The sequence below is a fragment of the Tenacibaculum dicentrarchi genome (assembly GCF_964036635.1).
Classification (GTDB): domain Bacteria; phylum Bacteroidota; class Bacteroidia; order Flavobacteriales; family Flavobacteriaceae; genus Polaribacter; species Polaribacter dicentrarchi.
Window position 1 is genome coordinate 850,095 of the sequence record NZ_OZ038524.1, and the last position, 26,094, is coordinate 876,188.

32 protein-coding genes and 1 other RNA gene are annotated in these 26,094 nt (G+C 32.2%); 12 read left to right on the forward strand and 21 right to left on the reverse strand.

What is annotated here, in order from left to right:
- Nucleotides 1–20 precede the first annotated feature (20 nt).
- Genes ABNT14_RS03840 through ABNT14_RS03860 form a run of 5 tightly spaced genes read right to left on the reverse strand, consistent with a single transcriptional unit; the run spans nucleotide 21 to nucleotide 4,069 of the window.
- Entirely contained in the window at nucleotides 21–437 is a 417-nt protein-coding gene (locus ABNT14_RS03840) for a hypothetical protein (RefSeq protein ID WP_058884445.1), read from the reverse strand.
- A gap of 1 nt (nucleotide 438) precedes the next feature.
- Entirely contained in the window at nucleotides 439–1,674 is a 1,236-nt protein-coding gene (locus ABNT14_RS03845) for a DUF2586 family protein (protein WP_101903567.1), read from the reverse strand.
- Between the two features lie 3 nt (nucleotides 1,675–1,677).
- Entirely contained in the window at nucleotides 1,678–2,049 is a 372-nt protein-coding gene (locus tag ABNT14_RS03850; protein ID WP_101903566.1) for a hypothetical protein, read from the reverse strand.
- Between the two features lie 14 nt (nucleotides 2,050–2,063).
- Entirely contained in the window at nucleotides 2,064–2,981 is a 918-nt protein-coding gene (locus ABNT14_RS03855) for a hypothetical protein (protein WP_101903565.1), read from the reverse strand.
- Complete coding sequence (locus tag ABNT14_RS03860; protein WP_101903564.1) at nucleotides 2,981–4,069, reverse strand: Clp protease ClpP; 1,089 nt, start codon at nucleotides 4,067–4,069, stop codon at nucleotides 2,981–2,983. The genes ABNT14_RS03855 and ABNT14_RS03860 overlap by 1 nt, the downstream gene beginning before the upstream one ends.
- A gap of 139 nt (nucleotides 4,070–4,208) precedes the next feature.
- Between ABNT14_RS03860 and ABNT14_RS03865 the strand changes: the two genes are divergently transcribed.
- The 7 genes from ABNT14_RS03865 to ABNT14_RS03895 all read left to right on the forward strand — a co-directional run bounded on the left by ABNT14_RS03865 (nucleotide 4,209) and on the right by ABNT14_RS03895 (nucleotide 12,319).
- Nucleotides 4,209–4,655 (forward strand): helix-turn-helix domain-containing protein, encoded by a 447-nt coding sequence (locus ABNT14_RS03865; RefSeq protein WP_101903563.1) that lies wholly within the window; start codon nucleotides 4,209–4,211, stop codon nucleotides 4,653–4,655.
- Complete coding sequence (locus ABNT14_RS03870) at nucleotides 4,655–6,238, forward strand: hypothetical protein (protein WP_234985006.1); 1,584 nt, start codon at nucleotides 4,655–4,657, stop codon at nucleotides 6,236–6,238. The genes ABNT14_RS03865 and ABNT14_RS03870 overlap by 1 nt, the downstream gene beginning before the upstream one ends.
- Nucleotides 6,238–6,663, forward strand: a complete 426-nt coding sequence (locus ABNT14_RS03875) for a phage protein Gp36 family protein (RefSeq protein ID WP_058884439.1) — start codon at nucleotides 6,238–6,240, stop codon at nucleotides 6,661–6,663. Before ABNT14_RS03870 ends, ABNT14_RS03875 begins: the two co-directional genes overlap by 1 nt.
- A gap of 46 nt (nucleotides 6,664–6,709) precedes the next feature.
- The gene (locus ABNT14_RS03880; RefSeq protein ID WP_101903562.1) at nucleotides 6,710–9,247 is read left to right on the forward strand and encodes a phage portal protein family protein; all 2,538 of its coding nucleotides are present in this window, start codon (nucleotides 6,710–6,712) and stop codon (nucleotides 9,245–9,247) included.
- Between the two features lie 98 nt (nucleotides 9,248–9,345).
- Entirely contained in the window at nucleotides 9,346–11,289 is a 1,944-nt protein-coding gene (locus tag ABNT14_RS03885) for a phage tail tape measure protein (RefSeq protein ID WP_101903561.1), read from the forward strand.
- A 2-nt stretch (nucleotides 11,290–11,291) separates the two neighbouring features.
- Nucleotides 11,292–11,798, forward strand: coding sequence for a phage virion morphogenesis protein (locus ABNT14_RS03890; protein WP_101903560.1), 507 nt, complete (start codon nucleotides 11,292–11,294; stop codon nucleotides 11,796–11,798).
- A complete protein-coding gene (locus tag ABNT14_RS03895; protein WP_101903559.1) occupies nucleotides 11,795–12,319 on the forward strand; it encodes a hypothetical protein in 525 nt (174 codons plus the stop codon). Before ABNT14_RS03890 ends, ABNT14_RS03895 begins: the two co-directional genes overlap by 4 nt.
- Here the strand turns inward: ABNT14_RS03895 and ABNT14_RS03900 are convergent.
- From ABNT14_RS03900 to ABNT14_RS03975, 16 genes are all read right to left on the reverse strand, one after another.
- A complete protein-coding gene (locus tag ABNT14_RS03900) occupies nucleotides 12,316–12,621 on the reverse strand; it encodes a hypothetical protein (protein WP_058884434.1) in 306 nt (101 codons plus the stop codon). The genes ABNT14_RS03895 and ABNT14_RS03900 overlap by 4 nt on opposite strands.
- A gap of 1 nt (nucleotide 12,622) precedes the next feature.
- A complete protein-coding gene (locus ABNT14_RS03905) occupies nucleotides 12,623–13,132 on the reverse strand; it encodes a hypothetical protein (RefSeq protein WP_058884433.1) in 510 nt (169 codons plus the stop codon).
- Between the two features lie 61 nt (nucleotides 13,133–13,193).
- The gene (locus ABNT14_RS03910) at nucleotides 13,194–13,427 is read right to left on the reverse strand and encodes a hypothetical protein (protein WP_058884432.1); all 234 of its coding nucleotides are present in this window, start codon (nucleotides 13,425–13,427) and stop codon (nucleotides 13,194–13,196) included.
- 40 nt (nucleotides 13,428–13,467) lie between these two features.
- The gene (locus ABNT14_RS03915; RefSeq protein ID WP_101903558.1) at nucleotides 13,468–14,517 is read right to left on the reverse strand and encodes a nucleoid-associated protein; all 1,050 of its coding nucleotides are present in this window, start codon (nucleotides 14,515–14,517) and stop codon (nucleotides 13,468–13,470) included.
- A 243-nt stretch (nucleotides 14,518–14,760) separates the two neighbouring features.
- Nucleotides 14,761–15,327 carry a hypothetical protein gene (locus tag ABNT14_RS03920; protein WP_145993591.1) on the reverse strand — a complete coding sequence of 189 codons (567 nt, stop codon included), beginning with the start codon at nucleotides 15,325–15,327 and terminating at the stop codon, nucleotides 14,761–14,763.
- Nucleotides 15,254–15,754 carry a hypothetical protein gene (locus tag ABNT14_RS03925; RefSeq protein WP_145993590.1) on the reverse strand — a complete coding sequence of 167 codons (501 nt, stop codon included), beginning with the start codon at nucleotides 15,752–15,754 and terminating at the stop codon, nucleotides 15,254–15,256. Before ABNT14_RS03925 ends, ABNT14_RS03920 begins: the two co-directional genes overlap by 74 nt.
- Nucleotides 15,755–15,761: 7 nt before the next feature.
- The gene (locus tag ABNT14_RS03930) at nucleotides 15,762–16,355 is read right to left on the reverse strand and encodes an N-acetylmuramidase family protein (protein WP_101903555.1); all 594 of its coding nucleotides are present in this window, start codon (nucleotides 16,353–16,355) and stop codon (nucleotides 15,762–15,764) included.
- Nucleotides 16,355–16,612, reverse strand: a complete 258-nt coding sequence (locus tag ABNT14_RS03935) for a hypothetical protein (protein WP_101903554.1) — start codon at nucleotides 16,610–16,612, stop codon at nucleotides 16,355–16,357. The genes ABNT14_RS03930 and ABNT14_RS03935 overlap by 1 nt, the downstream gene beginning before the upstream one ends.
- Nucleotides 16,613–16,687: 75 nt before the next feature.
- Nucleotides 16,688–17,155 carry a hypothetical protein gene (locus ABNT14_RS03940; RefSeq protein WP_101903553.1) on the reverse strand — a complete coding sequence of 156 codons (468 nt, stop codon included), beginning with the start codon at nucleotides 17,153–17,155 and terminating at the stop codon, nucleotides 16,688–16,690.
- Nucleotides 17,156–17,255: 100 nt separating this feature from the next.
- A complete protein-coding gene (locus ABNT14_RS03945; RefSeq protein ID WP_101903552.1) occupies nucleotides 17,256–17,894 on the reverse strand; it encodes a hypothetical protein in 639 nt (212 codons plus the stop codon).
- Nucleotides 17,895–17,899: 5 nt separating this feature from the next.
- Nucleotides 17,900–18,070, reverse strand: coding sequence for a hypothetical protein (locus ABNT14_RS03950; protein ID WP_159459558.1), 171 nt, complete (start codon nucleotides 18,068–18,070; stop codon nucleotides 17,900–17,902).
- Nucleotides 18,067–18,378 (reverse strand): hypothetical protein, encoded by a 312-nt coding sequence (locus ABNT14_RS03955; protein WP_145993589.1) that lies wholly within the window; start codon nucleotides 18,376–18,378, stop codon nucleotides 18,067–18,069. The genes ABNT14_RS03950 and ABNT14_RS03955 overlap by 4 nt, the downstream gene beginning before the upstream one ends.
- 12 nt (nucleotides 18,379–18,390) lie before the next feature.
- Nucleotides 18,391–19,026 carry an ATP-binding protein gene (locus ABNT14_RS03960; protein ID WP_101903550.1) on the reverse strand — a complete coding sequence of 212 codons (636 nt, stop codon included), beginning with the start codon at nucleotides 19,024–19,026 and terminating at the stop codon, nucleotides 18,391–18,393.
- A gap of 2 nt (nucleotides 19,027–19,028) precedes the next feature.
- On the reverse strand, nucleotides 19,029–19,970 hold the full coding sequence (locus tag ABNT14_RS03965; RefSeq protein ID WP_101903549.1) for an ATP-binding protein: 942 nt from the start codon (nucleotides 19,968–19,970) through the stop codon (nucleotides 19,029–19,031).
- A 5-nt stretch (nucleotides 19,971–19,975) separates the two neighbouring features.
- Nucleotides 19,976–22,072 (reverse strand): hypothetical protein, encoded by a 2,097-nt coding sequence (locus tag ABNT14_RS03970; protein WP_101903548.1) that lies wholly within the window; start codon nucleotides 22,070–22,072, stop codon nucleotides 19,976–19,978.
- Between the two features lie 62 nt (nucleotides 22,073–22,134).
- Complete coding sequence (locus ABNT14_RS03975) at nucleotides 22,135–22,344, reverse strand: hypothetical protein (protein WP_101903547.1); 210 nt, start codon at nucleotides 22,342–22,344, stop codon at nucleotides 22,135–22,137.
- Between the two features lie 87 nt (nucleotides 22,345–22,431).
- Between ABNT14_RS03975 and ABNT14_RS03980 the strand changes: the two genes are divergently transcribed.
- The 5 genes from ABNT14_RS03980 (at nucleotide 22,432) to rny (ending at nucleotide 26,089) form a co-directional block, all read left to right on the forward strand.
- A complete protein-coding gene (locus ABNT14_RS03980) occupies nucleotides 22,432–22,809 on the forward strand; it encodes a hypothetical protein (protein ID WP_101903546.1) in 378 nt (125 codons plus the stop codon).
- Between the two features lie 869 nt (nucleotides 22,810–23,678).
- Nucleotides 23,679–23,969, forward strand: coding sequence for a hypothetical protein (locus ABNT14_RS03985; protein ID WP_101903545.1), 291 nt, complete (start codon nucleotides 23,679–23,681; stop codon nucleotides 23,967–23,969).
- Between the two features lie 12 nt (nucleotides 23,970–23,981).
- Nucleotides 23,982–24,269, forward strand: coding sequence for a cell division protein ZapA (locus ABNT14_RS03990; RefSeq protein WP_101903544.1), 288 nt, complete (start codon nucleotides 23,982–23,984; stop codon nucleotides 24,267–24,269).
- A gap of 56 nt (nucleotides 24,270–24,325) precedes the next feature.
- Nucleotides 24,326–24,434, forward strand: a non-coding RNA gene (gene ssrS, locus ABNT14_RS03995) — 6S RNA.
- A 47-nt stretch (nucleotides 24,435–24,481) separates the two neighbouring features.
- On the forward strand, nucleotides 24,482–26,089 hold the full coding sequence (gene rny, locus ABNT14_RS04000) for a ribonuclease Y (RefSeq protein WP_101903543.1): 1,608 nt from the start codon (nucleotides 24,482–24,484) through the stop codon (nucleotides 26,087–26,089).
- Nucleotides 26,090–26,094 lie beyond the last annotated feature (5 nt).

Consider the following 26,094-nt stretch of genomic DNA (forward strand, 5'->3'; position numbering starts at 1 on the left):
TAAAACCTTATTTTAAAAAATTAAGGTGCTACGTTTAATTTCACTTTTAAAGCAAATAAATCGTAATCTTTTACCAGCCCCATGTCGCCAGATACTTCACGACCTTCATTTTGAAATTTCGCCAAAATAGTATCCACAACTATAATATTGAACTCATTGACAAACTCTACGGTAATCAAAAAAGGCTTGATATTCATAATACTTCCTTTTGATGCAGTTTCAAAAGGAGTTATATCGTGCATCATTATAGCTATTGATGCGTTTGGTTTTATTTTACCGTGTGACCATGAAGTCGGATTTGCCCCTAATGAATAATTCAATTGATTTTCCTGTTCGTTTCCGTAGGTAATTTTAGTTACTTCTAAAGGAACTCCATTTAGTTGAACTTTTACATCTGCAGAATCGTATGCTTTTCCGTTTCTTGTAACTTTTGACATTTTACGCTTGTGTTTTTAAATTAATAGTTCCTTTTATTTCACCAATTGCTCCTTTAGGAACTAAAACAAAGGAAACTTTCAACTCTTTAGAAACAATTAAATCACTGTCTTTATCAACAAAGGTTTTACCGAATGTAATTTCGCTACGTTGCTCCATATCTTCAAAAACTTTGTCGCCAATATCTTCTAGGGCAACAACTACTCCTGGAGGAATTTTACCTGTATCTTTATTGACTACCCAATCTGTTTTTACCTTAGGTAAATATGCCGTTCGCAAACCTCTTACAGCTTTATCTAAAACACGCCCATAAGCAATAGTATGCTCGTTAACTTTGTTGTTTGCATCTACAATAATAGGCGTACAAGTGTGATCGTTATTTATACGAACACCCGCCATACCTGTATATTCTAAACCAAAAAGATAGCCTTTGGTTTCAAGGGTTTGCAGGTCCTCAAAAATTTCATCATTTTGTGTATGTGATGATAAACCAGGTTCTAGCCAAGCATCTTTTGTGGCATCGGTAATATTGAATTTTTCATTATTACCAACATTTTCATTTACTTTCGCCTTGGCACAAATACCTAATAAACTACCGACATCTGCAAAATGTTTACTTGCCTGTTTCTTTGCATAATTATAATCTTGACCAATAAATACAGAAACTTTTGTTGCGTTAAGATTTGCTATTTCTCTTAAATTAGCCATACTAGCGGCATTATTTCCACAGTTATATCCCTCTAAAAACACTTGACAAGGCATGTGGTTATTGTAAGCCCATAAAGCTAATCCTTGAGCTTTTGGAATTGCGCTATACACATTTTCTGGCATTCCATTTAACATGGTATATTGACCAGGTTCATTATAGGCAATAGCTATTTGTTTAATTTTTCCTTTCGCAAAAGCTAACATTCTTTTAGCCTGTTCTTCACAAATAGAGCTCATTGTTCTTAATCCACTTTCCACAACCATTAGGTACAATTCAGTACCATCTCCAGCGTTTCGGTAAAATTCTTTTAGATGCCTATGTAAAATTGTGTTTTCCGTAGTATCGAAAGTTTCCGTAATTCCTAAAGATTCGACACCTTTCATGTTGTAAACTACTTTAGGGCCATCGAAACCAAGTGGTGTAGGAGCAGTAACCGCCCCTACAATTATTCCACTTACAGAATCTGCACCCCCCAGTACATTTGCACCCTGTTGTCCTTTTTTTATACTTACACCATTTATATTCGACATAATTTAATTGGCTTTAGTACTATCTTTATTATCTGCTTCTTTTTGAGCTTTTTCTTCAGCTTCCTTTTCGGTATCTTCTAAAGCTTGCTGTTCTGCTTCTTTTTGAGCTTTTTCTTCAGCTTCCGTTTCGGCATCTTCTAAGGCTTGCTGTTCTGCTTCTTTTTGGGCTTTTTCTTCAGCTTCCTTTTCAGCCTGTTTTTGCGTAGGAGAAACTACTTTTCTCTTTACAACTTCTAACTTTTCACCTGCTTTAAGACTATTATCGCCCAAGTATTTTTCTGTAAAAAATTCGCCTTTTGGGTTGATGTAAACAGCTTCGGCATCTTGGAACTTACCTAATATTTCGTAGGCTTGTTTTCTTTGTTCTCTTGTCATAACTTTAAAAGAATTTACTCGTTAGCACTTACAATTGCACCAAAACCGTGCTCTTGCTTTTTGTCACATAAACCGTAAGAATGCAATCTAAACTCACTTGTCGGATTCGCATTTCGTGTATCTGTATTCATTGGTTTGAATAAAGTTTGTACACTTTCAATATGATACACCGTATTTGGCGCATAATAAAAAACAGACCCTTTTTGGTCGGTAGCACCAACTACTGCTCCTTGATATTTTAACGCTCCTGATGCGCCGTAATAAACAGAACTATTATTCTCAAAAAACTTCAAATTAAAGAAGCGTTCGATAGCACCTGTTTTTGGGTTGATAATTAAATCACGATAATTGTTTGTTGCGCCTCTATCGTGTAATAAATCTGACTTGTGGTGGTCGCATAAAATCATGTGCCAAGCTGATTTATCTGTAAGATTCAAACCTTCTAATCGCACTAAATAATCAACTAAATCTGTATAAGTTAAACGTTTTCTTCCGTTAATTACAGCGCCCGTAGTTCTTAAAATTGGCATTTTACCATCAACATTTTGTTGCGGTGCTAATTTATGCATTGCATAATCACGAACACCAATTTTAAAAGATTCGGAATGTTTCACTCTAATAGCTGCATCTTTATCAAAAGCCATTGCTCTTAATTCTGCGTCTGTAACTTGAGTTAAATCCGTGTCTAATTTGTCCCAGTTTACCAATCCTTTTTTACCAGTCATTGATTGTGGCGTAAAAGCATCTCCTTTATTTATATGAAAACCAACATTATTGATTAACTTATTAAACTTGATACCATCCTTGTCAATTGCGGCAGGATTTGGGCGTTTAAGAGTTCCGATAAAATCATCGTTGAAATTTTTAAACTCCTCTAATAATTGTGGCTCCACATACTGTTCTAACCATATTCCATCTACTAATGCTGGCATTATTTATTGTATTTAGCGTTAAACATTTTATCATACTCCGCAGGGCTTTTTTCTGCTAGTTTTTCCAATCCTTTTGGATCTTCTTTTTGCCATTTGTCAAAATCCCAAGTAGCACGAGTTTCAGGTTGCCCAGAACTACCGTTTTGAATTGCATCTGCAATATTTGGAGCGGCATTGTTTTTTGGAGATTTTAGCACAATTCTTAAAGCTTCAACACCTGCTGATTCTCCTATTTTAGCGTAAACTTCTCTTTGCGTAGCATCGAATAGTTTATCCTTTTCGGCAGTATCTAAAAGGGCTTTTATTTCACCTTTTTTATAATCCGCCAAGGCAGTTTCAGCAACTTTACGAGCTTGTATTTCTGTTTGTAATTGAGCTTGTACCGCCGTTATAATAGCAGTATCTGAACTTTGTGCAGTAACTTCCGATAAGCCCAAAGCCGTAATCAGTGGTTGTTTCATATTCGTTTTTTTTATCGTATTTGTTTTATTAATTGGTGTGGTTAACAAGGCAGCGTATCTACTGGACACTTCTGAAATTTGTAAGGCGGTAGGGTCTTCAATAACTACTGGAAGTTTTACAACCGCAGGAATTATTTTAGATACCAAGCCTAAAGCCAAACATTTTTCGGCATCAAACCAGTTATCACCAACTAACCATAATTTTACTTTTGCTTCTGGTAAACCTGTTTTTGCAACTAACTTTCTTACAAAATCTTTTTCCATCGAACGCAATAAGTCAACTTCTTTTTGAATTTCATCGGCAGTACCACGAGGGTTTGCCGATGGCGCATGAATCATTAAATATCCATTATCTACTATTTCAACATTTTCAATAGCTGTTGTGGCTATAGCTCCCATACTAGCAGCAATTCCATCAACTACAAGTTTGCTAACTTTTGTTGATTTATTTAGACCGTTAAAAATGAAATTCCCCGCAAAAACATCGCCACCAACAGTATGCAGATGTACTTCTACATCGTCATATTCAGCTTCTATTCTGTTTAGGCATGAAACAAAATATTCGCCATCACCGTTCCAAATTCTGCCGTATGCTTGTAGTTTATTTCCAAGGGTTCTTATAATCATTTTAACGGATGTTTTTACCTAATTTTCAGCAAACATAAAGCTGTAATATGGATATAAAAACTACTTAAGTAATCGTTGCAATACATTGAAAATAAGTAGTTTGTTTTTTTGATTTTTGTTGTAAAACACATAGTAATCAATGGCTAAAAGAACAAATAATGAACCTATAAGAGCAATCGCACAACGAATGTTCGTGGAGGAAGGACTCAACGCAAAAGCCATTGCCATTGCGTTGGATAAAACAGAACAAACTATCGGGCGATGGCGTAAAGGTTTTGGTGATAATCCTATTAATTGGGACGAAGAACGAAAGCAATTTTTAGCAACGCCTCATAATATTCGCAAATTAATAGCCAAAGAGCTTTCTCAACTTGTAGAAGGAAAAAAAGCCGAGCTAGATATGAAAGCAATTCAGGCGGCTATTAAGGCTTTGCAAGATATGGCAGATGAAACTTCCGTAGAAGTTGTATATACAGTATTCAAAGAATTTGATAATTGGATGGCAGAGCAAGAACCTGAAATTGCAATTAGTTTTTTAGAATGGCATAAAAATTATTTATTACACAAAGCACAACAAACATCATAATGAGCGCTATCGGATTAAATACAGCAATGGAAAAGTTGCTAAAAAGTTATGATGCTCACTGTAAATCAGTAGAGCAATCTACTTTTATAGACCTTAACGAAACACCTGCCGAACGTAGAAAGAAAATAAAAGTATTAGAAAAAAACTATATTACTTGGTTTCAAGAGATGTTTCCGCAATACGCAAAAGTTGAAAGTGCTTGGTTTCACAAAAAAATAGCAAAGCTTTTAATAGATAATGATGTTTGTAATTTACTAGCTGAAATATATCGGTCTGGAGCAAAATCAGTGCATTTATGTATGGGGATTCCGTTGTATTTGTACGTTACTAAACGAATGAAATTTATGCTTTTAGTTGGGCAAACCGAACCAAAGGCAAAAAAACTAATTTCAGACATTCAAAGTCAATTAACACACAATCGCAGATTTTTACATTATTACGGTAAAAAATTTAAGTTTGGCGATTGGGCTTCTGGTGATTTTACCACAACCGATGACGTTAAATTTATCGCCATGGGTATTGGTCAATCGCCTCGTGGTTTACGGGAAGGAAATGAACGACCTGATTATATTGTTGTTGATGATGTAGATACAAAAGAACGCTGTTATAATGATGTTCGAAGTCAAAAAGCAGCCGAATGGGTTTGGGAAGACTTAAAGGGAACTTTTGATGAAGGTGGTAAATTTCAACGCTTTGTAGTTGCTAATAATAACTTTCATAAAAATACTGTAATCAATCAGCTAAAAGCAGATTTTACGCTAAATAATAAAAAGGCAAAGGAGTTTGGTTTCAAGAAAAAACACTTTGTAGTAACCGTAAATGCCGTTAAAAACTTAACCACTTTTGAGCCTAATTGGCCCGCAAAAACAAGTGCAGAATATTGGCGTGAAAAATACCATTCTACGCCGCATCGTTCTTTTATGCGTGAATATATGCACAAGCATATTGTGGAAGGTGCTATTTTTAAAAATGAATATATCAGTTATAAAAATAGATTAAAATACAGCCAATATGATGCTTTATGTTTTTATGGCGATTTATCGTACAAAGATGCTGGAGATTTTAAAGCGATGGTTTTCGTTGGGAAAAAAGGACGTGAATTTCATTTATTAGATTGCTTTGTTAGGCAAACATCTCGATACAATGTCGCAAAATGGTTATATGAAAAGGTAGAAGATGAAAATTTACTTCAATACAATATTCAATATATGATTGAAGGACTTTTTGCTCAAGATGAATTTGTAAGCGATTTTGATGCCGTTGGCGATGAAATGGGCTGGTATGTTCCTGTTGTTGCTGATAACAAAAGTAAAAGCGGAAAGTTTGACCGTGTGGAAAGTATGGCAGGATATTTTGAACGTAAAAATGTGTTTTTTAATACTAAAATAAAAGATACTATTGATTGCCTTGAATTACTAGACCAATTATTAGCCTTTCAAAAAGGAAGTGGTGTGCATGATGATGCACCAGATAGCTTACAATCGGCAATTGCAAAATTAAACACGTCCGCTTTTATTAATTCAACACCTCCAAGAACTACCAGCCGAAAAGAATTAATCAAAAAACAAAAAAACAGATTTTAATGGCATTTATAACTGATGACGATTATACCGTTTTGGTACGTAACGAGGTAAAAGAAATTTTACTTGAAAATTATTCTGAAACAAAATTAAGAGGTGCCGAACAAATGGCATTGGCACAAATTAGAAACTATTTAGCAGGTAAATACGACGTAAACGAAATATTTAGTCAAGTAGCTGAAGCCCGAAATAGTCATATTTTAATGCTCGTATTAGATTGTGCCTTGTATCATTTATACACAAGTACTGTGCCTCGAAGCATGCCCGATATTCGTTCGGCTCGTTATCAAGATGCTATTGATTGGCTCAAACTTGTAGCCTCTGGAGATACCACCGCAGATTTGCCAAAAAAAACAAATGAAGAAGGAGAAGTTTTACAGGGCATAAAATTTACATCAAAACACAAACCCGAAAACCATCGTTGGTAAAAACAATATTTAAAACGGCTTTAAAAGCTATTTAAAAAGAAAGAAAATGAAAGTATTAGGATACGATGTAAACATAAAAAAAGCAAGCATTTTAGCGAAAGCTGAAACTCCAAATAATTCAGAAAAACGAAACCCTGGTATTATCAAAATAGCACAAGGTTTTAAAGATACTAGCCGTAAAGATATTCAGAAATGGAGACAAGCTTTACAATTAATGCAGCATCCAGAAGAACCAAAATTTAATGCGTATTATGATTTAATTTCCGATTTATTAACCGATGGGCATTTACAGTCGCAAATACAAATGCGTAAAATGTCCACATTAAATTCCAATTTTCAAGTTATTAATCGTAAAACGAAAGATATTAATGAGGACCTTAGTTTTACTTTACAGCAACAATGGTTTTATGAATTTTTAGAACACGCAATAGACCATATTATTTTTGGAACTACATTAATTGAGTTTTCTGAATTTCAAAATGAAAAAATAAAACACACGATTATACCTCGCAGAAATGTTGTTACTACGCAAAAGAAAATATTTCCAGACTTGCAAAAACCTCAATTTATAGATTATGCAAATCCAATGTTTGAAAATTGGTTAATTCAAATAGGTAAAAACGGTGAGCTAGGTATTCTAAACAACATTATTCCGAACCTTATTTGGCTACGTAATGTAATGCAAGCATGGGCTGAATTTTGTGAGAAATTTGGACTGCCATTAATAACAGCAACGACCAATACAACGGACACAAACACCATTAATAAGGTTCACGCCATGCTATTACAGTTAGGCGAAGCTTCCGTTGGTACTTTTCCGACTGGAACAGAAATAAAATTTCAAGAGGCAAACAGAACGGACGCTTACAACACCTATTTACAGTTTATAAAAACCAATATGGATATGGTAAGTAAGCAGTTAGTTGGTTCTACAATGCTATCCGACCAAGGTTCTAATCGAAGTCAAACAGAAGTACACGAACGTACTTTAGATAAAAAAATAGCACAAGCCGATAAGCGTTTAATTTCATTTATAATTAATGACCAATTATTTCCATTACTCGAAGCACAAGGTTATAAAATAAGTCCTGAAGATATGTTTGAATTTAAACCTGCAGAAGAGGTTTTAAATTTAAAAGACCTTTGGAGTATTACTGATGGTTTGCTTAAAAGTGGGTATGAAATACCTTTAGATTGGCTTTCTAAATCATTCAATATTCCTATTGATAGTAAAAAAAAAAGCATAACGATAACTCCAAATAAACCAATAATTGCACTATCGGAACAGCGTTATCCTACGAGTTGTTGCCCAAGTACAATTGTTGCCGTTAGTGGTGCTATGGGTAGGTTATTAACCAAATTAAACAGCCAATTAATAAAAGAAATATACAATAAATCAGATACTTCGGGTATTGCTGGAAAAATGATTGTTTTGGAAGCTTTGGAGTTATTTAAAGGTTTAAAATCTAAATTTTCAAGCACTACACAATACACAGGACCTGATTTACTAATGCTTCAAATGATGGAATATAATCTGTTTGAATTTACGGCAAGTAAAACTGAAGCTCGACTATCAGCAATGACTAATTTATTAATTGATAAAGAAAATAAAAAGCTTCGTGAATACAGTGATTTTAAAGCATTGTGCGAAAAAGAAACCAAAGAATTTAACAGTAATTGGCTTCAAACAGAATATAATTTATCGGTAGCTGTTGGGCAAAATTCAGCAAGTTATATCCGTATGATGGCTGAAAAAGATACGGTAACTTCTTATGTACAATATCAAACTATTGGCGATGGAAGTGTACGTAATTCGCACAAAGTATTAGATGGACGTATTTTTAATTTATCTGATAAAGAAGCTATGGATTTGGTTGCTCCAAACGGCTATGGTTGCCGATGTGAACTTGTGCAATATATAGGAGATACTCAAGGAAAAGTAACAACAGGAAAATACGCAAAAGAATTATTAGTAGAACAAGACCCTAAATATAGAAATTCACAATTTGAAGTAAACCGTGCAGATTTAAAACAAGTATTTACAAAAAAGCAATTTTATACAGATATAAAAGGACTTCCTGAAAAATTGAATAAAATGACTTTTGATAAATATGGAGCAAAATCTTATGGCACTTTTAAAAACTCTTTAAATAACATTAAAATAGATACCACTATTACTGGAGATAATGTAAAAGAATTGTTTGATAAAATAAAGGGTACTGATTTAATGGGATTAGAGGATTATTTAGGTAGAAAAATGATTCTAAAAGAAAAAGTATTTAAAGCACATACAAAAGGTAAATACTTAAAATCTAATGAAAATAGGCATCAGTTATTTCCGCATATAAAAGATATTATTAAAAACCCAGATGAAGTTTGGTATAATAATCCTGATAGGTTAGAAAATCAATTTCAATCAAGATATGTTAAGTTTTACAAAGATAAAATAATAGCTGTTGACTGTAAATTGGATAAAGAGCAAGGTTTAGAAATAAAGACTTGGTATCCAATAAAAAAAGAAGACCCTTTATATAGAAAAGGTCTTTTGGTTTGGGATAAGTTAAATAAAACGCCTTCAATTTAATGATACCCGTGTGCTATTCTATCCCGATGAAGTGAGCCCTTATCGTTAGAGGGTCGTATAAAACTTAATACAAATATACAAAATATAAAACAAAGACTATGGCAACCTCAAAAATGACGATGTTATTAGATTTAAGCACTAAGCTTTTTGGCGGTAAACTTCAAAAATTACAAAGCAAATTTGATAAATTTGTAACTAAAGTTGGTGGAAAAATAGACAAACTAAGATTAAAATATAAAGGTTTTATTGATGAAATACCAGGATTAGGGCGTGCAATGGATTTATTAAAAAATCCAATGGCATTGGCTACCGTAGGAATACTAGGCGTTGGTATTGCTTTTGGAGCACTCGCCACAAAAGGCGTGCAAGCCGCCGAAAAGTTTGACACCGCTTTTTTGCCCATCAAACAATTGAACCTCGATAAATCAAAAGTAGAACTTGATAGTTACCGCTCCAAAATTAGAGATGCCGCTTTTGATATTGGTACAAATCTTGGCGATTCTACTAATGCAATGTACGATTTACAATCTGCTACTGGCTTATACGGTAAAGATGCTATTGCTGTTTTTAAAAAAGTAGGGCGTTACTCTCAAGCAACAGGAGCTGATTTAGGCGATTCGATGAACTCCACCACAAAAGCAATGAAAGCCTTTGGTATTGGCGTTGATGGTATTGATGCTTTATTAGCCTCGAACGCTAAAACCGTGCAAACAGGTATTGTTACTTTTGATGAACTCGCTAAAGTACAAACGGAATATGCGGGTGCAACAAGTGCGGCAGGGCAAAGTGTTGATGTTGGTAATAAGGTTTTTGCCATGTTTACTTCTATTAGTAAAAATGCTGATATTGCAGCAGGTCAAACAAAAAACTTTTTTGATGGTTTAGGAGCTCAAGGTTCAAAAATAAAAAAAGAACTAGATATTGATATATTTGGTGTAGATGGCAAAATGAAAGATGCCGATAAGTTATTGATTGATATTAGTCAGAAGTTTAAAAACATGACGGATAAAGAAATAACTGATACCATTAATAAAATTGGAGGTCCTGAAGGATTACGAACCGCATTAGCAAAAGTAAAAACAGGAGCCGATGATATGATTAAAACATTTAATGCTTTTGATAGCTCTAAATTTAGCCTAAAAGACGCCCTAAAAAATGCAGAAGGCGATTTTGGCAAAATGAAAGAAATGTTTAGCAGTAGGCTTGAAGCCGTATTTTCTAAAATAGGTGAAAAAATAATACCATTGCTTGCCAATTTATTTGATACACTTGCTCCTGTATTAGAATGGTTGTATCAAAACATTGATTGGATATTACCTGCTTTTGGGTCATTTGTTACCATATTAGGAGCTGCCACGGCTGCAATGTGGTTATTTAATACCGCCGTATCAGCAAATCCAATTTCTTTAATAATAATTGCTATTTCTGCCTTGGTAGCTTTGGTGGTAACAGCAATAACACATTTTGATTCATGGGGAGCTACAGTACTTTATTTTTTAGGACCTATCGGAAGGTTGATTAGTGCCTTTGTATTAGTGTATAAACATTGGGATAGTATTGTAAATGCTTTTAAATCTGATGGTATTATTGGAGGTTTAAAACGTATTGGAATTGTATTGTTGGATGTTTTATTGCGTCCGTTAGAAGGTATTTTAAAAGTAGCCGCAAAATTACCGATTATTGGTAAATATGCAAAAAGTGGATTATCTCAAATACAAGACCTCCGTAAAGATTTAAACTTAACTCCTCCAGAAGAAGATAAGGAAACGGAAAGCGGAAAAGAAACAGTAAAAAAAGATTTATACGGAAATCCAATTACACCAAAAGGAAATACCGACCCTAAAAAAACACTAACAAAACAAGTTAATAAAGTTGTCGGCGATGCCAAACAAACACGTAATATTTCAATTACTATTGATGCTTTAAATAAAGGTGGTATCAATTTAAAAGGAGGTGCAACTCAAGGAATGACTTTGCAAGATGTAGAAAATTGGTTTAACGAAGCCATGATGCGAGTTGTACGAAATGCCGAAACTAGCTAATTATGTCTGTAAAATTTAAAGGTGATTTTTTTGAGAAACTTCAAAGAATAGATAACAAATTCTTTTTAAGTAAAATGACTTCGGAAGCTGGAGTAATTGCGGTTAATTTTTCTAAAGATAGGTTTCGCCAAAAAAACTGGGTGGATACATCACAAGAAAAATGGACTCCTCGAAAACGAAAAAGAGCAGGTTCTATTTTAGTAAAATCGAGTCGTTTAAAACGTTCTATTCGTAAAATTAGTGAGGGTAAATATTATGTACTTATTGGTACGGATGTTCCGTATGCTCAAATACACAATGAAGGTGGTACAATAAAAGCAACCGCAAGAGTAAGAGCGCATAGTAGAACTAGAAAAGGACGGAACCAGCCTATTAAGGTAAAAGCGCATACAAGACAAATGAATACTAAAATTCCGAAGCGTCAATTTTTAGGAGAATCAGCAGTTTTGGCATTGCGGTTGGAAAATCATATGTATGATAAAGTAACAGACGAAATTTATAAGAAATGAAAGCATTTTATACCGAATTAATCCGAAAATTTAAAGATTCTGATATTAAAAATAAGTTTACAGGTAACAATTTACCACACGTTAAATTTGTAGATTTATATGCAGGGCAAGATTATAATGAAAAAGGTTTTGAGGCTCATTTATTTCCTGCTGTTTTTGTAAAGTGGAGTATTGATTATAAGTCAAAAATGCCCATTGCTACTATTACTTTTCGATTGGCTTACGAACAGCTTCGGGATACCAGTAGCATCAGCCGAGCTTCGGAAAAGAGCCTGCAATTTCTCGACTTTATTACGGTAGTAGATGAAGTTATTAAATCCATAGAAACACCAAATACAGGTAAAATTACGTTGTTATCTGAAGATTTTAATATTGAAGATACTATTGTAGATGTATATACGCTGGTATATAACTGTACGTATTCAGGCAAAAAAAACACCCTGAAAACAGCGTTTAAACAGGGTGTTATTGATGATGTTAATTTATCGGGTAATTTACATACTAAACTTTTAATTGATTAAATTTTAGTATTTTCTATATACAAACCGTCTGTACGTTTTTCTACCTGCAGGCGGTATTTTTTTAAATCGGTATAACTATTTAAACGCTTTTTAAAGAATGTTTTAGCAGCGTTTTTATATTCTTCTGAAATAGTAGTATCCTTAAAAGTAATGCCATACATTGTTTTTGATACTTCAATAACTCCAGTTAGTTTCGTGTTTTCTGTTGGCGTGGTTGGATGCTTTTTAAAAACTTCGCTCTGGCGTATTTGTGCAATGCTTAAAAAAGGAAGTAGCAGTACTATTAATAGTAGATTTTTCATTCTATTTAATTTGAACGTCTAAAATATTTAGTTTTGTTTTATGAATAGCTTTTTTGATGTTTTTATAATCACTTATTTCAGCTATCCCACTAAATTTATCAAACTCTAAATTGTTTTTTTGCCATCCTAAAGTGTCCCAAAAAAAAGTACCTAATTCAAAATTGAAAAAACGAACAACTTCTGAATTACCATTAATATCAGTAAAAAGAAGGACTTTAATATTTTTCTCTTTATTCAGTACCCACGTATAATTTTTATTTTTTTGATTATATTCATTTATAATCGGTTTTCCATATTTTTTTGTTAATTTTTCTACTGATAATTTGCAGAAATTATTTACTTCCGTTTTAACATCTAAACTATCGCCCGTACTATCAATAGTAATTCCTCCTCCTATTGTTGTTAACAATATAATAAGAAAAAACGCACCTATTAAAGGCAAGCATCCATATTTTAAAATTTTAGCACTTTTTTCTTTCTTTTTTCTTTCTTCTTCTGTCGAATCTTTCATATTATCTTTTTTTCAAATATAAACAAAAAAAACCGCTCCAAAATTGAAGCGGTTTTAAAAATTATTTTTCTGTAAAGCATTGCATACTTAAAGTAGTCAGGCTAATATCTTCTTCTCCTGAAGGAATAGCACAGATATAATCTTTTATATCAAACGTACCATCTGGATTTTTATCTAACGACATCCATCGACTTTCTTTTACCTTTTCACCTAACTCGGTAATAACACCTTGATAGGTTAATTCATACTTTCTTCCGTTTGGAAATTCTCTAATAAAACCAATTTCTTTACTCATCTTTTTTGTTTTAAACAATTATTATTTTACTTGGTATTAACTATTTTTCAGCGTTAAAAAACACTTTATAATACTTCATCTTTTTAGCCTCATCATATCCTAACTCTAAATATTCAGAAGCAGCATCTGGAGCATCAATATCAATTTTTATCTGAATATTAGTATCTAGTTTAATTTCAGATTTAAACTTGCTTTTTTCCTTTTTTAGTACGGCTTCTGATACTTCAAAATTGTTACGAATTAAAACATCGTTTAGCTTTTCAAAATGTTTTTTGTAATCTTCAAACATTTCTTGGTGTTTTTCATCTTCAAAAACTTCTTCTTTAAAATTATGATAATTTACATTTTCTTGCTCTTTAAAATAATCAACTGTGTTGGCTAAAAACTTACTTTGTTCTTGTTTACCAAATTCAGGTTTTATAATTTCTTCAGAAAAATCTTTACACATTTCTAAATAATTTTGGGTGTGTAAATTACCATCATTTGCAAACTGCACGTTTAAGAAGTTTTTAATCCAGTACTGTGCATCGTAATTATTATTATCTACGGATAACACCACCGTTCCTTCAGTATCGGTTGTATTTAAAATTAAACAACCTTTGTCTAGTTTTTTTGTTGATATTCCTTTTTGAACAACCACATCAAAACTTTCTTCTTCTTTATAGGTTTGAAAAAAATCAACTTTACTTTCTATTTTAAAAACACCAACCGCATTGGTTAAAATATTTTTATATTCGATATTTTCAAAATATACAACCAATACATCGCCTGTTTTTATTTGAGCTGAATTTGATTGTTCAAATAAATGATTTACAATATTTATTGAGTTTTCAATAAATACATCTTCATCATCAAAAATAGCATCGGTGTATTTATTAACTTCATTTAAACGAACATCGGCTTGATGACTAAATCGGTAACTTTGTGTAAGCGTTTGAAAAGGCTTTAATAAAAAAGGCATTAATAACTCATAGCTTTCTTCATCAAAACGAACTAATTCTTCAGAAAATGAATTTTGACCACTGTTAAATTTATTTGCTACTTTATGAATAATACATTTACTAATTTCGGCACGGGTTCTTTTTATCATTTTGTTGTTTTTTTATAATTTAGTTGGCATTAAAATACTAGCCTTTAACAAAGGCTATCACTAATTTAACAAGTCCATTTAGTAAGTAATAAAAAACTATTTCTAAGATTATTACAAAACCAATAAACCTCCAAAAGTCTCCTAAAACGTATTGTAGTATTTCTAACATAATTTTATTCTTTTTTTTAATTATTACACTTTACTTAATCAAAAATTAAAAGCGGTTTAAATTGCTTTTAAATACTATTTAAATTTGTTTGAAACACTATTTCGTTTACTTGCTAACCTATTAGCATTAGGTGCTGATTTAAAGTGTTTTTGTAGTCTCGCTTCTAGCTGATAATTAACACTTTGTTTAGCTATATCTGATGATTGTTTACTTAACTGTATGGCTAATTTTTCACGATTATCAGAATACTTTTTAATTTCACGTAGTATCCGTGCAGGTGTTATTTTAAAAACATCACTTTCTTTTAAATTTTTACAGATTACTGCCAAATCTTCTAAACGTAAACTTCTGTATTCGTATTTCGATAGTAATTCTACGGCGATTACTTCGGCTTTACCATCGGGCAAAATATTATCAAAATACATAGACACCGCTTTAAATAAGTTTTTGATACCTGTAATTGCTTTGTCTTCATTTATTTTTGATAAAGCCCCTAAACTTGGCGTACCTGCCGTTAATGCTTGGCGCATTGTTAAATTATTATAATGTTTAATAACCAGCCTATTATTAAATGCTGACGCTTCCACTAGCTCCTGAAGTGCTGGCACCGTTTGTTTTGATGATTTCTCTGATAATGACATTTAATCTGGAGTTTATGTATTTTAAATCGGTATTATCTTGATGAAACTCTTTTAAAATTTCCCAATTTGTTAAAATGAGTTGCCAATTTTGTAGGGCAGAAGCTTCATTTGTTCCGTTTATCTTTTTTAAATAGGTAATAATTTGCTTTAAAGCTTTTCCATCTGCTCCTGTAAACTTTGGAGGTATTCCTGTTGTTTTTTCATAAAAACGATACCATTCATCTAGAAATAAAGTATATAATGATTTTTCTTTTACCTCTAAACAGTAAGTAACTTTGCCTGTGTATTCGGCTTGTTTATTTGGAATTTCCTTTTCATAAGCGGGTAAAATTGCTCCTAAATGAAGTATTACAAACGCATCAAATTTTCCTGATAAATAGGCGATTCTTAAAAACCGCCCATTACGATAGGTTACCTTCAATGTCATTTTTGATTTAACCACATTGATTAGATAGTTTTTTGTCATAACTTTTCTGTATTTGATTTATATAAGCTCGTTTTAGCTTTTTATCGTAGGCATTTTTGTAGTAGGCTCTGCCGTTATAACCTCTTGCAAAACCCTTCCAATCTTTACGGCGAAGTTCATCGCTTAAACCAACCGATTTAATAAAATTTACAAATGCTTTTAATTGTGCCTTTTCGCTGTTATACATGGCATTTATAAAGGTTTGGATATTTGAAAACCCACATAATTTATAATTGAAGCCCATAATTTGAAACTTCCCCCATGATGCCGATTTTAATGCGGCTTCTCTGTTTAATTTCTCCGCTTCTTGAAGCCTAAAATGCTCTCGTCTGCCGCTTATATAACCGCCAGCTCTGGGGTTTGAAATAGTAGGGTGTTTTTCCGAAAAAATGCCATCGGTAAATTGATGAAATTTATGACGTTCAAATAAAATAACTGGTTCGCCAGTTTGTAAGAAGCCACCCATAGGCGCCTCAACTTCACATACTGCTTTAATGATAGCGACTTCAACGCCTAAAGTTTTAGCAGCTTCTTTAAAATCTTTTTCGTTTATTTTTCTCATTAGTTGAATAATTTATATTGTGATTTATTTTCTAATTCAATTTTTTCTTTTTCTGCAGAAAGCAATTTTTTAAGCTCTCTTTTGGCAGGCGTTCCTAAATACGTGTGGTAGGTACGGTAACATATTTTCCACCGTGGATAAATATGTTGCCAGTACATTTCTTTGTAAGAAATATCTTCGTCTTGTTCTCTTAAATAAAGTACAAGCGTTTGAATTTCAATTATTCTCGTATAAAGGTTTTTATTATTATAAGCCATACCAAAGTTTTATTATATTTGCATTTCTCACATTGCAAATAAGTTCTTTAGTCTGGTATGGCTTTGGAACTTTTTTTAATTTACGGAAGGTTTTATTCCGATAAAAGTGTACCAAGCACTAGAGCCTACTTTTGTTTTGTTATTTTTGAATTTGTGTCGCATACTTTTAAATTGAAGAATTAAAGCAGGAAATTCACAAATTTCATAGCTATTTAAAGGCTTTTTTAAAACACTTTTATTTTTCATAAACACATTGAACTTTTGCCAATCATCAGGTTTATACAAACCGATATTTTGTGCATCATTTAAAACAATAGAGCGCAATCTTTTTAATTCCTGTTGCGTTTGCAGTCGCTGTAATTCTTCTTCTATTGTTATTGGTTTTTCACTTGGAAAAAACAGATAATACAGGGCTTTTAATTCACTTTCTGTAAGTTCTTCAATATCGGAAGTTCTCCTATTGCTTTGCTCAAAAACAGGATACTCTAAACTCGATATGCTGAATTTTGAGTGTAATTCTTCAATCATTTTTTCAGGTTTCATAATTATTATTTTCAAGTTTTATTTGTTCCCTTGGCAAGATTCGAACTTGCTATTATTTTTTAAATAATTCACTCCAGTAGTGCAAGGGAAAAGATTAATTTTATACGGTAAATCTAAATTCTAACTTAGAGGTTCTGCCGTCTTCTTGTTTAATGTATTTCCAGCCACTTACGTACATACTATTTTGAGTTCTAATTTGAGCGGCGATAATTATATCTAAACCTTTGTCGAACTCTGGCGAATCAAAATCATCACGTAAACTGTTTAACTCAACTATTTTTGCTGGATTTAAAAAACCTGTTTTCGCATTTCTTTTTAAAGCGATGTTCACTATTTTTGTTAGTTTCAATGCTTTTGCGTTGTCATCTGCCAAACTTGCTAAGTAATCTTTTATCATTTCAACACCTGAAGTTTCAGTTCCGTCAAATTTTATAGATACATTATGTCCAATTGTGATACTTGCAGAACCATCCTTTAAAGTAGATGTGTGGCTGTCTTGTGATTTTTTACCATATACTAATTGCTTCAACTCTTTTAGCGGTTTGTAATCTTGAAAAAGCATTGTTATTATTGCTTCCGTATTTTTTTGATGATCTACAAGCCCATCAATATTATTGGTAACAAACTCGGCAGATAGCTCTTTAAAAGTTTTAATATCTTCTTTATACTTCTGCTTTTCTGATTTTTGCTTTTGTTGTAATTTTTTAAGTTGTTCCTGTTCTTCTGGTGATAATGCCATTGTTTTTATATTTTAATTGTTGTTAATCCTAAGTCGTCCATTGTGCAAAGTTTACTGATATAATAATCTCGTTTTTGCTTATTTTGTCGATATGCAAAATGCGTGTCTGGGTGATTTTCTAACCATTTATTTTGCGTGGCTACTTTTACTTCTAAAGCTGATTTTATAATATTCATAGATTTGCTTTTTTTATAGTTGATTTTGAAAGCTTTTTAAATATTTCGCTTGTATAACTATCGTATATATCTTGAGCCACATCTTTGGAAACTATCTTATAAAAAGGAGCTATTTCTTTTAAAAAAAGAGCTTCTAAATTCAATAATTCCTTTTGCCACCAATTAAAAAGCGGTTTACATATCAAAGCCTTTTGTAACTCTTTTGATGTTGTTGTTTTTTGGTTACACCATTCAAACCATACATTAAATATCATTCGGTTATACTGGCTTGGTGTTAGGTTCAATAATCGTTGTACTTGCTTTTTCATGCTATCCTTTTTTTAGTTATCTCCGTGAATTTTATCATATCCTTCTTGCCATATTATATAGCGACCTCCATTAGGTCCGATGGTTCTACCTTTACAGGTTGCTAAGTATCCACTGATGAAAATTTTCATTTTAGCGTCATACATAATACGTTTTTGTAAATCTGTACTTGGGTTTTTTCCCTCGGCGTGTCCAACGATAACGATTATCTTTTTGGTTGCCCAACGTTGTTTAAATTCCCAATATTCATCCCATGTTTTAAAAAAATACGGTGCCGAATCAATAATTATAACTTCAGGGCTATTCCTTTTTTCCAAATACTCATTTAACTCTTCTAACTCGTAACGTTGGGCATGAAAACTCCCTTCTACATCTTGCATTTGACAAAGTGAAGTTCTTTCTATAAAATCACTATCGTCGGTTTCCTCTTCTAGTAAATTGTAAAGAGTTTTATAGGGTGTTGATAACTCTTTTGCTAATTGCATCATAAAAGTACTTTTACCACTTCCTGAACCTCCGTAAGCAAACCAAACGCCTCTATTTTGAGGTTGCTTAAATGCTTGGTACCAGTTACCCCCAAAAGGTATTCTTTCAATTGTTTGATTTTGAATATTTGCCACGGTTAAAGGTCTGCGATGTTGTTTTCTCATTTTTAAGATGCTTTTGAAATATTTAAAACCTGCTGTACTAATTCAAGACTTATTTCTGTTTGCAATCTTTCAGCTTCTCGTAAACAAGGCACTAAAACGTCGTGAAGCTCCCCGTAATTATCACAAATTTCACTCAAGAATTTTACTAATAATTTATCTTCAATCTCGTTTAAAAACAGTTTAAACTTCCTATCAATTGTTGGCAAAACTCTAATACCAAATTTTACTCGTCTGTAAAATTGCGGAATACCGTTTTTGTTTCTTTTTCTTAGTTTGTCTAAATTTTCTAATAACTGATTTGTTCCTATTAAAATGATAGAGCAGTATTTATCCAGAGCGTCGTACAATTCTTTCATGGCACATAAAGCAGGTTGCTTCATATATTCAGATTCATCAAATATTATTTGAGGATTAAAACCTTCATCTTTTTGTTTCTTTAGAAAATTAGCGATGTCTCTAATTTTTTTAGACTTGGTTTTACCCGTAGTTATTTTCAGTTTATCAATAACCTTATCAATTAAATCGCCTAAATTATCAGAACTTCCAACGGTAACTACATAAACATCTGATGGGTTTTTTCTTGCAAATAATGTAATCGTGTGCGTTTTACCCCAGCCAGTTTCACCGATTATTAAACGAGTGTATCCAAATTCTTTAGCTTCCTTTAAAATAGCTAAAGTGGCTGTTAATTGTGGCGTTGCTCTGTTTACCCAGTACACTTTTTTTGAAGTATAACCAATTGCACGAGCTAACTTATTAAAATGAGTTGCGGGTATTAAACCCTGCTTTTTATCGGTTTTATAGGTAAAATCATTTTTTAAAATATACCCTACATAAACATCACTAACTCCTGATAACTTTGCCATGTCGGCAGGTTTAATTTCATAAGTATCTATATAATTACGTACTGCATCTGCGATTTTTAATTTTTCTGAATTTTCCATTTGATTTATAGGTATTCGTTTACGTTAATTTTACTTGAGTAATAATCTTGTTGCGATTCTTGAAAATTCTTGCTTTTTGCTTTTGCTTCTTTTTTCAAATGTTTTGTTTCAATTGCTTGTGCTTTTGCTAAAGAAATACGTTCGCTACTTTTAATGTTTTTGTGCTGTCCGAGGCTATCAACTATTAAGTGTTTTGCCATGGTATCGTTAAGCTGTGGGTTTTCGTTAATTAAATCTTCTATTAAATCGTAATTATTAGCACGAGTTTCAATAATTTCATTTGTTAAGAACTTATTAAGCCCGTTAACTCGTTTTAATTGTTCGTGGTCTTCTGGAGCTTGGTCTGCAATACACATTGCTTGGATGTATTTTTCTTCTAATTCAAAAACTAATTTTTCATCTTTAGAAATAGCAAGAGCCTTACTTAAATCATTTGGATTGTAGAGTACTTTCCAATCTTCGTGGGCGTGGTGGCGAAAAACAGGATTAAAACAATCGTACCATTTTTTTACGCCGTCAATTACTAATGATATTCCATCACCTCGTAATTTATTTGTATTTCCTGTGCTACTACCAAACACTAACATATATTGTTGAAAATCCATAGGTAAACGATGTTCCATTTTCGTATGCACCCAATTAGCAACATAACTATCTCGTTTGGTTTGACGCTCCGTTTCAATAATGGCGGTAATTTGATTTCTACATCCTAATTCATCAGGAAAATAATTACGTATTTTGTTTAGCATTTCTGAATTAGGCTGATTCTTAGAACCGCTATTTACATTATGACCGCTCCAGTTATCGTGAAGTTTTGCATATTTTTTATTGATATATCCAAAATAAGGCTCAATAATTTTAGCTTTAGCATTACCTACTGCGGCGGGTGTAAAATGCTTTGTTAAAGCCTCGTATAATGGGCGTAATTTTTTAATACTGTAATTATCTGATTGAATTTGATAAGGTCTGTGATATTCGCCAAACAGTTCTTTTGTATGGTTTATAGCATTTTGTAAGGCTTCAAATATTAATTTTGGAGTTTCATGCGTACCGATTGCGTATCCTATTGGGTATTTTTGATGTGCATCTAAAACCACCACAACTGTTAATCTGTTATGAAAAGTAGTTACACTTCTTCCTTCTTTGTTAATACTTGTTTTTTGATATAATAACTCTGCATCCCAACCGTCTAATGTCCAATATAGCATTGGTGCAGATGGGGCTTTACGTTTATTTTGCATCAGCATATTATTACCTAAATATTTTACACTATTTCGTCCAGCACTTGCGGTTAAGCTTATTTCTTTTTTTCGATTTGCAACAGTACCTGATGTTATGGTTTTCCAATCTGTTAAACGGTTAGCAACGGCATTATATAAGGTTGCTATAATTTCATTATCTAAATTAGTGTGCTTTGCAATTAGTTCATCTAACAATGCTTTTTGCTCTGATAACACTACTTTAGAGGCACTTATATTGCCGTATTTTCGTGAAATAATTGCCGTATAACCTAGCTTATTATACTTAGTTACTTTATGGCGTAAAGAGGTTGGCGTAGTTGGTAAATTATGAGCTACATCTCTAAAAGCATTTACATCTTTACTTAAACTATCCCATATATTTATTTTAACACCTCCTAATGCTTTTACGTATGCTTTTCGGTTTGTTTTTACAGCTATTACGGCATTTAATACGGAAGCATTATAAGTATAAAGTTCTATAACTTCGGGGTCTAGTTTTCGTTCGTTGTTTTTACCAAAACGGTGTTGGCAGAAAAAATCGAATGCCTCTCTATCCGCTACATAATGCGATGCAAAATAACTTTGTTTTACTTTTTCAATAGGCTTACCAAAGGTTACAGTAAGTAAATCACGCCAGTCTTGATGAAGTGTGTTAAATTCGGCTAAGGCACTATAAGACCATGAACCTTCACGTAATTGTTGCTCTAAGCAAGTTTCACTATTCATTCTATATGATAAAGTTCTATAAGGTATCAACCGCAAACTTTTATCATCACGTTTATTTTCATCCGAAACTAAAAACTTAATTTTTACGCCAAGCTTATTGTTATGATATTCAAAAGGATTTTGTTGTGTGTTCATAATATTACTATTATTAGTTCCCGCCGTGGTGTCGAAACCACGCAAAGCCGTGGCGGGATTTTCTATTGATTTAGATTATCAACTTCTTCTTGAGTCAATTCAACCGCTCGTTTAACATCTTGTTGAAGTAATTCAATTGCTCGTTTTCTTATATTCTTAGATTTATCAGAATTAAATACAAACACAAGGCTCATATCTACTGTTTGACCAGAACACTCTAGTTCTTTAGCGATTTGTTTTTTCAAATCAGGGTGCAGTCGTATTTTTTTCATTACTTTGTTTTGTTTAATTGTTACTACTAATTGACCTTACAAATGTATTCCAAAATATTGGAATAAAACAAATAAAAATCTAAAATTTTGGAAACATCAAGAGCAAGAATATTATACTTTATTGATAATCAAGGGATAAACTCTCAAGACTTTTTACGTAAAACTGGATTAAAAAAGGGCTTTGTGGATAAATCTCATATAAAATCTAGTGCATCAGACATATATTTATCCAAAATTTTGGACAAATATCCTGATTTATCAGCTGAATGGCTTTTAACTGGAAGAGGTGAAATGTTAAAGCAAGAACAACCAAAACAAGAGATTGCTAATATTGATTATAAAGAGAGATACTATAAATCTTTAGAAAAAAACACAGAATTACACGAAAGAATAGATGCTTTACAACAAAAATTGCTAAACAACACTTCAAATATGGAGGATAACATGAATAGGAGTGTCGGCTAATAGTAGTATGAAGGTTGTTTGGCGTAAATAAGGGGTGTTAAAAAACATAACTACCTGATAATCAATGTAAAAACTCAAAAACCCATGTTATATGGGGGGTACTACGTTTTGTAACTTACTGATAATCAGCAAAAGCAAATGTAAAAAAGTGCATTATAGGGGTGTCTTCGGTTGTTTTTTATACATACAATGTTGCACCCTACATTGCACCCTACGTTACACCCTAATATAAAAATGTACATTTCGTTTTATTTTTAATTTAGTAGTTTTTAGGCTTATTAATTTAGTTGTTTTGTTAATTATAAAACGCCTGTATAGCTTGTTAATATTGGTTTTAAGTGGTTTTTGTCGTGTAAAGAAATATAAGAATGTTTTAAGTTTTTCTTAAAAATAGAGAAAGTCTTAAAAACAGCTATTTTGGTTAATTTTGTACTTTTCAACTATTTTTAAGGTTTTTGTAAATAGCTAAGGTTTTAAATAAAAATTAACATATTAAATATTAGCTGTAAGCGCTTAATTTAGTCCAGAGGTGTTAGTCGTTATAAAAACAACAAAAACCCCACATATAAGGTAAATAGTAGGGTTTTAATGTATGTGAAGTTAAAAAACAATTACGTTTTTAGCTTAATAATAAAGATCTTCTTATTTTAAATATTAATTAATAGGCAAATTAATTAAGGTCTAATTAATGCTAAATGATGATAAGTTCGTTTGTATCTTTTGTTTTATGGGTTATACAAAAATACTAAAAATAAGATAAATATGTAGTTTGCTTGTAATCAATGTTTTATTAAAAAGTACTAAAAGAGTTGCTATTTAAAATCTATAATGATAACTTTGTATGTATAGTTTTATTCTCAAAAAAATAAATGAGTACCCCTTTAGAAGCAATTTATTTACTAGAAGATAAGTTAAAAATCTTATTACATAAGTATCAGTTTTTAAAAGAAGAAAACCAAGTTTTGCGTGAAAATCATGCAAAATTACACGTTTTATTAGAAGAGAAAACACAAGAATTAAAAATAAAGCAAGAAGAATATCAATTGCTTAAAGTTGTTAAAACTATACAAGGCAGTAGCGAAAATAGAAAAGAAACAAAGCAAAAAATAAATACTTTAGTTCGAGAAATTGATAAATGTATTAGTCTTTTAAATTCATAAAGGTTCTTTAACATGACAAAAATCAAAGTTAATGTAGTAATTGCAGGACGAACGTATCCTTTAAGTGTCGAAAACACTGATGAAGAACAAGGAATGCGTACTGCTGCAAAAAACATTAATGATTTACTTGTTAAGTTTGAACAAAAATATGCAGTAGCTGATAAGCAAGATGTATTGGCAATGTGTGCATTGCAATTTGCATCTAAATTAGAAATTGTATCTTTAGCAAGTGATAAAGAAAATACTGAAGTAATAAATAAAATAAATGATTTAACTAACTTGTTAGAAAAACATTTATAACGTTCTTTTAAAATATATATTAATATTACTGCCTACATTAGTACATTGTTTGTTAAACTCAACACTATTTATTTAGAAAGGATGAGTCTTGGTTTTTAAAGCATGCCGAATTTATTTTCAGATCCTTGACAAGCCAGTTAGTCCTAAACCTGTTTTACGGAGTTTATAAAACCTTATTAATGTAGGTTTTTTTATACAATTAAATTAAAATTATGGATGGAAATTTATTTCCTGTATTAGCAGGAATTATAGGAGTAGCAATCGGTTTTATTATTGCTAAAATATTAGAGAAATCTAAAGCAAATAAATTAATAATAGAAACCAAAAAAGAAGTCAAAAATATTGTTAAATCGGCTAAAATAGAAGCAGATTCAATAAAAAAAGATAAAATATTACAAGCTAAAGAAAAATTTATTGAGTTAAAATCTGAGCATGAAAAAGTAATTTTATCAAGAGAAAAGAAAATTTCTGATGTAGAAAAAAGAACTAGAGATAAAGAAAGTCAAATTTCGTCAGAATTAGATAAAAATAGAAAATTAAATAAAGCAGTAGAAAGTAAAGCTACTGATTTTACTTCTAAAATTAAGGTTTTAGAAAAGAAAGAAGCCGATTTTGAACATAAAATAGAAATTTTAGAAAAGAAAGAAGCTGAGGTCGAAAAAGCACATAAACGTCATGTTGATATGCTAGAGCAAATTTCAGGATTATCGGCAGAAGATGCTAAAACTGAGCTAGTATCATCATTAAAAGACGAAGCGAAATCAGAAGCGATGTCTTTTGTACAAACAACCATTGAAGAATCTAAAATGACAGCACAGCAAGAAGCTCGTAAAGTTGTTTTAAAAACCATTCAAAGAGTAGGAGTAGAGCAGGCTGTTGAAAATTGTGTGTCGGTATTTAATTTAGAGTCTGACGATGTTAAAGGACGTATTATTGGGCGTGAGGGTCGTAATATTCGTGCTTTAGAAGCTGCAACGGGTGTCGAAATTATTGTTGACGATACGCCAGAGGCAATTATTTTATCGTGTTTTGATCCTATCCGTAGAGAAATTGCTCGTTTATCAATGCATAAATTAGTAACCGATGGGCGTATTCACCCAGCAAGAATTGAAGAGGTTGTTAAGAAAACTGAAAAACAGATTGGTCAAGAAATTATAGAAGTAGGTAAACGCACTGTTATCGATTTAGGTATTCATGGATTACATCCTGAATTAATAAAAACTGTTGGACGTATGAAATATCGTTCTTCTTATGGGCAAAACTTACTACAACACTCTCGTGAGGTTGCAAATCTTTGTGGGGTTATGGCTGCTGAAATGGGCTTAAATGCAAAAGCGGCTAAACGTGCTGGTTTATTACATGATATTGGTAAAGTACCTGAAACAGAAAGTGAATTACCACATGCTTTATTAGGAATGCAATGGGCTGAAAAATATGGCGAAAAACCAGATGTTTGTAATGCCATTGGTGCGCATCATGATGAAATAGAAATGAAGAGTTTATTATCACCAATTGTACAGGTTTGTGATGCTATTTCAGGAGCAAGACCAGGAGCGCGTCGTCAAGTTTTAGATTCTTATATTCAGCGTTTAAAAGATTTAGAAGATATTGCTTTTGGTTTTACAGGTGTACAAAAAGCCTACGCCATTCAAGCAGGACGTGAATTAAGAGTTATGGTCGAAAGTTCAAAAGTAAACGACACCAAAGCTGCCGAATTATCATTTAATATTTCACAAAAAATACAAAATGATATGACCTACCCAGGGCAGGTAAAAGTGACTGTAATCCGTGAAACTAGAGCCGTAAACGTAGCAAAGTAACAGAT